This is a genomic window from Phenylobacterium sp., assembly GCF_031181185.1.
GTDB lineage: Bacteria > Pseudomonadota > Alphaproteobacteria > Caulobacterales > Caulobacteraceae > Phenylobacterium.
This window is the reverse complement of sequence record NZ_JAPSKZ010000122.1, coordinates 1-11,001: the sequence shown is the minus strand read 5'-3', so window position 1 is coordinate 11,001 and position 11,001 is coordinate 1. Positions and strand designations below refer to the sequence as shown.

Here is an 11,001-nt window from a genome sequence, read left to right as displayed (position 1 = left end):
CTGGCTGGGCGTGGCGCTGCTCGTGCTCGCCGCCGCCTATCCCGCCTTCCGCTTCGAAACTCGCGGCGCCAAGGCCAGGCGCAAGAAGGCCGACGCGCAGGCGGCCGATGCCTACGTCCCGCCGGCCGGCCCCCTGCCCGCGCCGCGCTTCGACGGCGCCACGGCCCGCGCCCAACTCGTGAAGCGCACGCGCTTCGAGATGGCCCAGGTGTTCAAGAGCCCGGCCTACGCCGTCCTGCTGCTGCTCGGCCTCTTCAACAGCGTCGCGGGACTCGCGTTCGGCGCCGAGCTCCAGGGCGCGGCGCTCTATCCCGTCACCCGCTGGGTGATCGACACGCTGAACGGCGCCTTCTCCCTGATCGTCATCATCATCGCGATCTACTATGCGGGCGAGCTCGTCTGGCGCGAACGCGAGGGGCGCACCCACGAGATCGTGGACTCCACCGCCGTGCCGGATTGGGCCTTCGTCGTCCCCAAGACGCTCGCCATCGCGCTCGTCCTGCTGTCGACCCTGGTGGTCAGCGCGGCGGCTGGCGTCACCGTCCAGGCCGTCCAGGGCTACACCGACTTCCAGCTCGGCAAGTACCTGACCTGGTACATCCTGCCCTACGCGGTCGACTGGACCCTGCTGGCGGCGCTGGCGGTGTTCCTGCAGGCGATCTCGCCCCACAAGTTCGTCGGCTGGGGCCTGATGCTGATCTACCTGATCGCCACGATCACGCTCGGGCAGATCGGCCTCGACCACAACCTGTACCTCTATGGCGGCTCGCCGCTGGTCCCGCTGTCCGACATGAACGGCCAGGGCGACTACTGGAAGTTCGCCGCCTGGTTCCGGGCCTACTGGTCGGCCTTCGCCGTCGTCCTGCTGGTGCTGGCCTACGGCCTCTGGCGCCGGGGCGCGGAGACCCGCCTGGCTCCGCGGCTGAAGCGGCTGCCGCGCCGACTGATGGGCCCCGCCGGTCTCATCGGCCTCGCCGCGCTGGCTGCGTTCGCCGGTCTCGGCAGCTACATCTTCGTCAACACGAACGTCTGGAACGAGTACCGTACCGCGATCGACGACGAGAAGTACCAGGCCGAATACGAGAAGGCCTTCCTCAAGTACGAGAAGCTGCCCCAGCCCTCGATCACCGACGTCGTCCTGAACCTGGTCCTCGATCCGCACGCGCCGCGGCTGGTGACGGAGGGCCGCTACGAGCTGGTCAACGACTCGACCGCTCCGATCTCGCAGCTCCACCTGCGCCTCGATCGCGACACCCGCGCCGAGAAGATCGTCCTGTCGCGCCCGGCGAAGCTCACCGCGCATGACCGGTTCAACTACCGCATCTTCACCTTCGACCAGCCTCTGCAGCCGGGCGAGCGCGCCACGCTCACGTTCACGACCCTGATGCATCAGAAGGGCTTCAAGAACCGCGGCAACACCACGCGCCTGGTCGACAATGGGACGTTCGTGAACAACTTCGAGTTCGCGCCCATCGTCGGCATGGACCGCAACAACGTGCTGCGCGACCGCGCCAAGCGCCGCAAGTACGGGCTGCCGGCCGAGCTGCGTCCGCCCAAGCTCGAGGATATGGCGGCGGTCAACCGCAACTACCTGGCCAATGCCGACTGGGTGAACGCCGACATCACCGTCACCACGGTGGCCGACCAGACGCCGATCGCTCCCGGCTACCGCATCTCGGACATCACGAAGGACGGCCGCCGGACGGTGCGCTACCGCACCGACGCGCCGGTGCTGAACTTCTTTTCGGTGCAGTCGGCCGACTACGCGATCCGCAAGGTCGACCACAAGGGCGTGGAGCTCGCGATCTACTACGACGCCCAGCACCCCTGGAACGTCGAGCGGATGATCAACGCCCTGAAGCTGGGCCTCGACTACTTCCAGGCCGAGTTCGGACCCTACCAGTTCCGTCAGGCGCGCATTCTGGAATTCCCGGCCTACGCCAGCTTCGCCCAGGCCTTCGCGAACACCATGCCCTACTCCGAGAGCATCGGGTTCGTCACCGACAACACCAAGCCCGACAAGATCGACTACGTCACCTACGTCACCGCCCACGAACTCGGCCATCAATGGTGGGCCCACCAGCTCATCGGCGCCGAGATGCAGGGCGCGACCGCGCTATCCGAGACGCTCGCCCAATACTCGGCGCTGATGGTCATGGAGAAGACCTACGGCCAGAGCGCCATCCGACGGTTCCTGAAGCGCGAGCTCGATCAGTATCTGCGCTCGCGCGGCGGCGAGCTCGTCGAGGAGCTGCCGCTGATCCGCGTCGAGAACCAGCCCTACATCCACTATCAGAAGGGCTCCCTGGTCATGTACCTGCTGCGCGATCGCCTGGGCGAGGCCAAGGTGAACGCGGCGCTCCGGACGCTCCTGCAGAGGCACGCGTTCAAGGGCGCGCCCTATCCGCGCTCGCAGGACCTGGTCGACGCCCTTCGCGCTCAGGCCGGGAACGACGCCGAGGCCCAGCGGCTGATCACCGACCTCTTCGAGAAGATCACGCTGTACGACCTCAAGACGAAGACTGCGCTCGCCCGCAAGCGGGCGGACGGCCGCTACGACGTGACCCTGACGCTCGAGGCCAAGAAGATGTACGCCGACGGCCAGGGCAAGGAGACCGAGGCGTCGATCGCCCGCGAGACCTTCGACGTGGGGGTCTTCACCGCCGAGCCCGGCAAGCCCGGCTTCTCCGCCAAGGACGTGGCCTACTTCCGGCTTACCCCGCTGAAGAGCGGTTCGCAGACGGTCACCGTCACCGTGGACCGCAAGCCCGCGTTCGCCGGCGTCGACCCGTACAACAAGTTCATCGACCGCAACTCCGACGACAACGCCATCCGCGTCACCGGCGGCTGAACGGTCAGGCTTGCCAAACCGGAACGCATGGGGAACATTGTTCCCCATGCGCAGCCTCTCCGGCCTCGAAGACGTCTCCGCCGCGCCCGACCTCTGGGCCAAGCCCGCGCCGCATTTCGTCGGGCACCGCGAGCGTCTGCGCGAGCGCGCGCTCGCCGGCGGCCTTGCCGCCTTGCCCGACTACGAACTGCTCGAGCTGTTCCTCTTCCGCTCGATCCCGAAGAAGGACGTCAAGCCGCTGGCCAAGCAGCTGCTGACCCGCTTCGGTTCACTGGGCGGCGTGCTCGGCGCCACTTCGGAAGAGCTCCGCACCGTCAAGGGCGTCGGCGAGGCGGTGGCTCTTGACCTAAAACTGCTGCACGAGGCGACCCTCCGCACCGCCAAGGAACAGGTGGCGCGGCGGCCGGTGATCTCGTCCTGGAGCGCTCTCGTCGCCTATGTGAAGACCGCGCTTGCGCACGAGAGCCGCGAGCAGTTCCGGGTCCTCTTCCTCGACAAGAAGAACCAGCTCATCGCCGACGAGGTGATGAACCGCGGCACCGTGGATCACGCGCCGGTCTATCCCCGCGAGGTCGCCCGCCGGGCGCTCGAGCTCTCGGCCAGCGCGCTCATCCTGGTGCACAACCACCCCTCCGGCGATCCCCAGCCCTCGTCGGCGGACGTCGACATGACCCGCCAGGTGGTCGACGCCGCCCGAACCCTGCGCATCGCCGTCCACGACCACCTCGTGGTCGGCCGCCACGGCGTCGCCAGCCTGAAGGCGCTGGGCTTGATGTGAGGCCGCGGCTTGGCTATGGCCGCTGCCCGCCGCAAACGCCGGAGTTTGCGACGAAATCTGCGACGAAGGCGGTTGCCCGGGCGCCGGAACTCCGCCACCGTGCATCGTGGGGGAGCGCAAGTTGAGGGACCAAATGCGCATCCGCTGGGACAGGGTTCTGCCCCTGGCCGCGGTCGTGATCTTCTGGATCCTGGTCTTCTTGGCCGGGTCCCGATTGAAGGACTTCTGGCCTTAGGCGTGTCGAACACGGAGCCGTCCGATGCACATCGGGCGGTTCTTTCGGTTCAGGGCATCGCCTCGCGCGGGATGATCGCGCCGATGTGGCGAACAACGACGCCGGCCAGCTTCCGCCCCGCCGCCACCGCCTCTTCCGCGGACGCCCCGTTCAGCCGAGCGGCGAGATAGCCGGCGTTGAAGCTGTCGCCGGCCCCCGTCGTATCCAGCGGCTTCACGGTCTCGCCGGGCGCGATCCGCACCGGCTCCGCGTCCGGCGTGAGGATGCGCAGCGAATGGTCATGCGCGCGGTGCACGACTTCCGCCCCGGCCGCCGCCCAGCGCTCCGGCGCCTCGTCGCCCAGCCCCAGCGCATCCAGGTCCTCGGCGCTGGCCGAGATGTAGCGGGCGCGCGCGGCCGCGGCCTCGATCGCCGCCCGAGCCGTCGCTGCATCCGGCCACAGCCGCGCGCGGTAGTTCAGGTCGAAGCCCACCGCCTTCGCGCCGGCCAGCAGGCCATCCAGCGTCGCCCGCCCGGCCTCGCCCACCACCGCCAGGGTAATCGCCGAGAGGTAGGTCAGGTCCCCCGCCCCGATGGCCGGGGACAGGGCCGAAAGGTCCGCCAGCTCGGCGAACTGCCGAACCGGCGCCTCGCCGCGCCAGTAGAAGAAGCGCCGCTCGCCGTTCGCATCGCGCTCGATCGCGTAAAGGCCGGGCACGCGGCCCTCCACGCGGCGGATCAGGCCGGCGTCGAGCCCCTCCGCCGCCATGGCGTCCACGATCCCTTGGCTGAACGGGTCTGCGCCGCCGAGCACCGTCGCATAGGCGACATCATGGCCCAGGCGAGCCAGATAGACCGCCGTGTTGTAGGTGTCTCCGGCATAGCCCAGCAGGCCCTGGCCAGCGCCGGCCAGGCTGAGCTCCACCATCACTTCGCCGATTGCAATCACGCGCCCCATGGGGCTGCGTCTTTACGCGGCTTCGACCTCGAAAGTCAGCCCCGCATGTTTCGACAGCCGATCCACCAGCCGGTCCTGCAGCGCCGCGCCCGGCGTCCAGATCCCACCCGCAACCTCCGGCGCGTTCACCAGCGCGATCGCCGTCTCGGCCAGCATCTTGGACGTCGAGCCATAGCCCGGGTCCTTGTCCCCCTTCACCGAGACGCGCACCTGCCGCCCATCGGCGGCGATGCCCAGGAACAGCAGGTCGTAGAAGCCGGCCTCCCGCTCCTCCTTGGTCGGCCCCTCGCCCGGCTTCGGTCCGCCGCCGGGCAGCACGCCCAGATCGGTGAAGGTCGCCGGCCCGCCGGGGCCGCCCATCGCCATCTCGTCGTAGACGAAGTCCCGGCCATAGGCGTGGCCCATCAGCAGGTTCGAGCGGTGGACGTTCTTGGTGTTGATCACCGCCATCATGAACGGCGTGACCGGCCCCACGTCGGGGTCCTCTTCAGCCGCCATGCCGGGCGGCTGCGGGGGGCCCTCGAAGCCTGGCGTCAGGCCGAAGGGGCTCATCATCACCGCCATCTGCGAGGGGTCTTTCTGCAGCGCCTCCATCGTGGCCTTGCCGCTGGCGGCGGTGCCGCCGGACAGACCGCCTTGGATCGCCCGCACCCGCCCCTTCACCCGCGGGACCGGCCCGCCCAGCCGCTCCCTCGCGGTCCGTTGCGCGAAATAGACGCCCAGTTCGAAGGGGATGGAGTCGAAGCCGCACGAGAACAGGATGCGCGCGCCGCTCTGCTTCGCCTGGGCGTCATGGGCGTCGATCATCCGGCGCATCCAGTTGGGCTCGCCGCATAGGTCGAGGTAGTCCGTCCCGGCCTCGGCGCACGCCGCCACCAGGTCCGAGCCATACAGCTGATAGGGACCGACGGTCGTGATCACCGCCTTGGTCCGCCGCACCATCTCGCGCACCGAAGCCGGATCGCCCGCATCCGCGACGACCAGCGGCGTCTCCGCGGGCGCCCCGATCTCGTCCCGCACCTGCGCGAGCTTCTCCGCCGAGCGGCCGGCCATCGCCCACTTCAGGTCCCCGCCCACCCCATGGCGCTGGGACAGATGCTCGGCGACCAGGCGGCCGGTGTAGCCGCTCGCCCCATAGACGATCAGGTCGAACTCGGCGTTCGCATTCATGGACGGCTCCCATTCTCGTAGAGCGCCACCCTTACGAATTTACGTCGTTATCGCAATGGCTCGCCTATGGTCCCGCCATGCCGCCGCTGGGAATCATCGAAGGCTTCTTCGGCCGTCCCTATTCCTGGGGCGAGCGCCACGACATGATCCGGGCGCTGGGGCCCGCCGGCTACGGCTTCTACCTCTATGCGTCCAAGGCCGACGCCTACCTGCGCAAGCGCTGGCGCGATCCCTATCCGGAGGCCGAACTCGAGGCGCTCGCCGCCTTCGCCGAAGCCTGCCGCGCCGCGGGCGTCCGTTTCGGCGTGGGTCTGAGCCCCTACGAGCTCTATCGCGACTTCGACGCCGCGGCGAAGGAGGCCCTGGCCGCCAAGCTCGACCAGCTTGCCGCCGTCGGCCTCGATGACCTAGGCGTCTTCTTCGACGACATGCGCGGCGACGTTCCGGACCTCGCCGCTGGCCAGGTCGAGATCGTCCACTGGATCGCCGAACGCGCACCCGGCGCCCGCCTTGTCGCCTGTCCCAGCTACTATTCCGACGACCCCGTCCTGGACCGCGTCTTCGGCCAGCGGCCACCCGGCTACCTGGAAGACCTGGGCGCCGGCCTCGACCCGGCCATCGACCTGATGTGGACCGGCGAGGAGGTCTGCAGCCTGCAGGTCACCCCCGACCACCTGCGCCGCGTGACCGAACAGATGCGCCGCAAGCCGTTCCTCTGGGACAACTATCCGGTCAACGACGGCCCGCGCATGAGCCGCCGCCTGCACCTGCGCGCGTTCACGGGCCGGCCCGCCGCGATCGGCGAACACCTCGCCGCCCACGGCATCAACACCGCCTCGCAGGCGGTGCTCAGCCGCATCCCCGCCCTGACCCTGATCGACAGCTATCGCGATGGGCCGGCCTACGCCTATGCCGCAAGCTTCCGCCGCGCCGCCCGCCAGGTGCTGGGCGAGGAGTTCGCGGCGCTGGTGGAGCGCAACCTGTTGGCCCTGCAGGAGTCGGGCCTCGACGGCCTGTCCGAGGACCACAGGGCGAAGCTCCGCGCGCGCCTGGCCGAACACGATCACCCGGCCGCCCGCGAGATCGAGGCCTGGCTGGACGGCGCCTACGCCATCGGCGCCGACGAACTCCAGACCCAGTAGCTAGTCTTCGCGCGCGGCTTCCGGCCGCCGGCGGCGCAGGTCGAAGGAGTCGCCCGCGCTCAGCACATGCAGCTTCACGTCGTGCATGGACAGCGCCTGCTGGGTGCTGCCTTCGGCGATGTTCGAGTGGCTGCTGTCGGTTCCGTCCACGACATAGACGGCGCCGGCGCCCATCACGGTCATCCTCCGCCCTTCGATGATGGCGGCGGTGTCCTCGTCGATGCCGACGCCCAGCACACGCGGGTTGTGCGCCACGGCGCCCAGCAGCCGTCCGATCCGCCCCCGCTCGGCGAAGTGCTGGTCGATGATCATGTCGCGCACCAGGCCAAGGCCCGGCGCCATGTGCAGGTCGCCGATCCGGTAGCTTTCCTGGTTTGAGCCGCGCACCAGCATCGTCTCGCTCATCATCGAGGCGCCGGCCGAGGTGCCGGCGATCACCCCGCCGCGGCTCAGCACGTCGCGGACCCGGCTCTCGACGGGCGTGTCGCCGATCTGGCTCGAGATCCTGAGTTGGTCGCCGCCGGTGAAGAACACGCCCGCCGCGCCGTCGAACAGCGCCAGCTTGTCCGGGTCCGAGGTCTCGGTGCGCTCATGGACGTACAGCTCGCGCAGCTCGGTGACGCCCAGGTCCTTGAACGCGTCCTCGTAGGCCTCGAAGTAGCCCTCGGGCTCGTGGCTCGCGACGGTCGCCAGCACCAGCACGCCGCCGTCCAGGCGGCGGGCGACCTCCTTCAGGATCTCCCGGTCGCCCTCCTTGTCCTCGTGGCCGCCGATCGCGATCAGCACCCCGTGGTCAGCCATCCTCCGCCTCCTCGATCCCGGAAAGTTCGACGCGGAAGTCCGGCGCCTCGGCGCTCGCCCAGCCCAAAGCCATCTGGTCGCCGGTGTGGCCCCAGCCGATGCGGCCGTGCGCGTCCATGGCGATCAAGCCGGAATGGGGCGGCAGCCCTTCCAGATAGGTCAGCGCGTGCTCCACGGCAGCCTGGGGTTCCTGGCCGTTCTCGATGGCGATGATGCACCGCGCGCCCAGCATGGCCCGGGCGATGCTCTCGCCCTGCCCCGTGGCCGACAGGGCCGCGACCTTGTTGGCGTAGAGCCCCAGCCCCGGCAGCGGCGAATCCCCCACCCGGCCCGGCTTCGAACCGCCCGTGCCGCCGGTGGACGTGGCCGCCGCCAGCCGCCCTTCGACGTCCAGCGCCACACACCCGACCGTGGTCGTTCCCGCACCTTCGGCCGCCAGCGTCTTTCCGACCCCGCGCCGAGCCAGCCCCCTGGCCTCGGCGAAACGGTAGGCGCCCTCGCCCGCCAGCAGGGTCTCGGTCTCCGGCATCAGGGCGCGGGCGACGGTTACCGGGTGCAGCGTGTCCTTGAGCGCGCAGACGGCGCCCAGCTCCAGCGTGTCGCCGGCCATGATCGAGGCGTCGGTCTCCACCTCGCCCTCGGCGTTGGTCTTCGAGCCGCGCCCGGCGTTGAAGGTGGGATCTTCCTCCATCGCCCGGACCGCCGCCTCGACGGCGTCCAAGGCCGAGCCGCCCGAAGACAGGATCGCCACCGCCTCCGCCAGCGCATCGTTCAGGCCCTCGCGGTTGGGGTCGGCCTCGCTCTTCTTCATCGGCTTGCAGCCGCCGTGCACGACCACGGCCCAGGAGGTCTTAGGCATGAGCGGCCGGCCGATCCGAGCCGCCGTCGCGCGGAGCCCAGCTGGATGGTTCGCTGGCCGGAAGGACCTCCGGCGGGCGGCCGCCCTCGGCAGGCTTGCGCCGGGCGCGATAGCTCAGGACGTGGCGCCACATGTCTTCCACCTCTGTTGGGGTCAGCACCACCAGGTCTCCAGGCCGAGCCATGGCCATGCAGGCGTCGGCCGCCTTCAACTCGTCGGCGACCCTGTGGATCCGCGAATCGTCGATGTTGGCGCGCTTGGCGCCTTCCACCAGCAGCCGGATGATCTCGCCTTCCGCCCGCCCCCGACGGCTTGGATCCTCGCGGAAGACGACCTCGTCGAAGATCCGCGCGGCCACCTCGCCCATCTCGCGGATATCGTCGTCGCGGCGGTCGCCGGGCACCGTCACCATGCCGATCTGACGGCCGTACATCGGCTTCAGCTTTCGCAGCAGGTCGCCCAGCGCCGTCAGGCTCGCCGGATTGTGTGCGTAGTCCACAATGACCCGGAAGCCGTGGCCGTCGAACAGGTTCAGCCGGCCCGGGTTCTGCTCGAACGAGGTCCCGAAGGTAGCCAGGGCCAGGCGGATGCTTTCGTGAGGCACCCCGTGCCCCGCCGCCATGGCGACGGCTGTCAGCGCATTGGCGACGTTGAACTCGGCCAACCCGCCGAGCGTCGCAGGAATCTCGGCCGCCCGCATCAGCAGGCGCCGTCGGCCCCCGTGGTGCACGACAAGCTCCCCGCCGCCGCTGTCGGCCTCGCGCGCGACGACAAGGCCGCCGTCGTCGATGTGGTTGCGGAGGAAACGCGGCATGTCACGGCCGCCGCGCAACGTGAAGTAGGCGATCCGGCCTCTGGCCCGACGACGCATGCGCACCACCAGCGGGTCATCGGCGTTCAGGACGCTGACGCCGTCGTGCGCGACGTTCTCGACGACAACGGATTTGACCCAGGCCAGGTCCTCGATGGTGTCCACGCCCTTGATGCCCAGGTGGTCGGCGGCGATGTTCGTCACAGCCCCCGCGTCGCATCGGTCGAACGCCAGCCCCTCGCGGAGCAGGCCGCCACGCGCAACCTCGAACACGGCAGCGTCCACCATAGGGTCGCGCAGCACCATCCGCGCGCTCTTAGGACCCGAGGCGTCCGCCTTCAGCACGCGCTCCGAGTTCACATAGACGCCGGAGGTGCTGGTCAGCCCCACCGTCTGGCCCGTCTGGCGCAGGATGTGGGCCAGCATCCGCGCGGTCGTGGATTTGCCGTTGGTGCCAGTCACGGCGAAGATCGGGATGCGGCCGGTCTCGCCCTTGGGGAACAGCATTCGCACCACGGCCGGCGCGACCGGTCGCGGCTTGCCTACCGTGGGCTGCAGGTGCATGCGGAAGCCGGGGGCGGCGTTCACTTCCACGATGCCGCCGCCCACCTCCCGGGCTGACCGGGAGATGTCCGGGCAGACGAAATCCACGCCGGCGATGTCGAGGCCCAAGGTCATGGCGGCTCGCACCGCGATGCAGGCATTGTCCGGGTGTATGTCGTCGGTGCGGTCCACCGCCGTCCCGCCCGTCGACAGGTTGGCCGTGTCGCGCAGCATCACGACCTGCCCTGCGGCCGGCACGCTCGCCAGTGTGAAGCCATGGAAGGCCAGAAGGTCCTCGACCAGGCTGTCGACCTTGATCTTGGTCAGCATCAGCTCGTGGCCCTCGCCGCGGCGAGGATCCTTGTTCACCTCGTCGATGAGCTGCCTGATCGTTCTCTCGCCGTCGCCGATCACATGCGCGGGCACGCGTTCGGCCACGGCCACCAGCTCCCCGCCCACCACCAGCAGGCGATGGTCGTTGCCAGGGAAGTACTTCTCCACCACCACGCGCCGGCTGATCTTGGCGGCGACCTCGAACGAGCGGCGGATGGTCTCCGGCTCGGTCAGGTTCGTGCTGACGCCCCGCCCGTGGTTGCCGTCCAGCGGCTTGACCACGACAGGCGGGCCGATCCGTTCAGCCGCCCGCAGCGCCTCGTCCGCGGTGCGCACCACCTCGCCCTGCGGCACGGGCACGCCGGCCTGCGCCAGCAGCGACTTGGTGAGGTCTTTGTTCGAGGCCGTGTCGACGCCGATGAACGACGTCTTGCCGGTGATGCTGGCGCGAATCCGCTGCTGCTTGCGACCCCAGCCCAGCTGGATCAGCGACCGGTCGTCCAACCGGATCACCGGCACGTCTCGGCGGCGCGCCTCGGCT

Annotated in this window: 8 protein-coding genes; 3 read left to right on the top strand and 5 right to left on the bottom strand. The window is 69.5% G+C overall.

What is annotated here, in order from left to right:
• Both RIF93_RS14400 and radC read left to right on the top strand, forming a co-directional pair.
• Positions 1 to 2,851: M1 family aminopeptidase (locus tag RIF93_RS14400; protein WP_309092143.1), on the top strand; the 2,851-nt coding region annotated here is incomplete at its 5' end.
• 46 nt (positions 2,852 to 2,897) lie between these two features.
• Positions 2,898 to 3,629, top strand: a complete 732-nt coding sequence (gene radC, locus RIF93_RS14395) for a DNA repair protein RadC (RefSeq protein ID WP_309092142.1) — start codon at positions 2,898 to 2,900, stop codon at positions 3,627 to 3,629.
• 284 nt (positions 3,630 to 3,913) lie between these two features.
• Here radC and RIF93_RS14390 read toward each other — a convergent pair whose 3' ends face one another.
• Both RIF93_RS14390 and RIF93_RS14385 read right to left on the bottom strand, forming a co-directional pair.
• A complete protein-coding gene (locus tag RIF93_RS14390) occupies positions 3,914 to 4,801 on the bottom strand; it encodes a sugar kinase (protein WP_309092141.1) in 888 nt (295 codons plus the stop codon).
• Positions 4,802 to 4,813: 12 nt separating this feature from the next.
• On the bottom strand, positions 4,814 to 5,971 hold the full coding sequence (locus tag RIF93_RS14385; RefSeq protein WP_309092140.1) for a saccharopine dehydrogenase NADP-binding domain-containing protein: 1,158 nt from the start codon (positions 5,969 to 5,971) through the stop codon (positions 4,814 to 4,816).
• Positions 5,972 to 6,048: 77 nt separating this feature from the next.
• Here RIF93_RS14385 and RIF93_RS14380 point away from each other — a divergent pair, with 77 nt between their 5' ends.
• The gene (locus RIF93_RS14380) at positions 6,049 to 7,113 is read left to right on the top strand and encodes a beta-N-acetylglucosaminidase domain-containing protein (protein ID WP_309092139.1); all 1,065 of its coding nucleotides are present in this window, start codon (positions 6,049 to 6,051) and stop codon (positions 7,111 to 7,113) included.
• Here the strand turns inward: RIF93_RS14380 and RIF93_RS14375 are convergent, their stop codons facing one another.
• From RIF93_RS14375 to cphA, 3 genes are all read right to left on the bottom strand, one after another.
• Positions 7,114 to 7,914, bottom strand: coding sequence for a cyanophycinase (locus tag RIF93_RS14375; RefSeq protein WP_309092138.1), 801 nt, complete (start codon positions 7,912 to 7,914; stop codon positions 7,114 to 7,116). It abuts the gene before it with no gap.
• Positions 7,907 to 8,773, bottom strand: a complete 867-nt coding sequence (locus tag RIF93_RS14370; protein WP_309092137.1) for an isoaspartyl peptidase/L-asparaginase family protein — start codon at positions 8,771 to 8,773, stop codon at positions 7,907 to 7,909. The genes RIF93_RS14375 and RIF93_RS14370 overlap by 8 nt, the downstream gene beginning before the upstream one ends.
• Positions 8,766 to 11,001 (bottom strand): cyanophycin synthetase (cphA, locus tag RIF93_RS14365; RefSeq protein ID WP_309092136.1); only part of this gene is annotated, 2,236 nt, incomplete at its 5' end. The genes RIF93_RS14370 and cphA, both read right to left, overlap by 8 nt.

Coding starts and splice junctions, on each gene's coding strand:
- radC (WP_309092142.1), top strand. CDS start 2,898: ATGCGCAGCCTCTCCGGCCTCGAAGACGTCTCCGCCGCGCCCGACCTC.
- RIF93_RS14390 (WP_309092141.1), bottom strand. CDS start 4,801: ATGGGGCGCGTGATTGCAATCGGCGAAGTGATGGTGGAGCTCAGCCTG.
- RIF93_RS14385 (WP_309092140.1), bottom strand. CDS start 5,971: ATGAATGCGAACGCCGAGTTCGACCTGATCGTCTATGGGGCGAGCGGC.
- RIF93_RS14380 (WP_309092139.1), top strand. CDS start 6,049: ATGCCGCCGCTGGGAATCATCGAAGGCTTCTTCGGCCGTCCCTATTCC.
- RIF93_RS14375 (WP_309092138.1), bottom strand. CDS start 7,914: ATGGCTGACCACGGGGTGCTGATCGCGATCGGCGGCCACGAGGACAAG.
- RIF93_RS14370 (WP_309092137.1), bottom strand. CDS start 8,773: ATGCCTAAGACCTCCTGGGCCGTGGTCGTGCACGGCGGCTGCAAGCCG.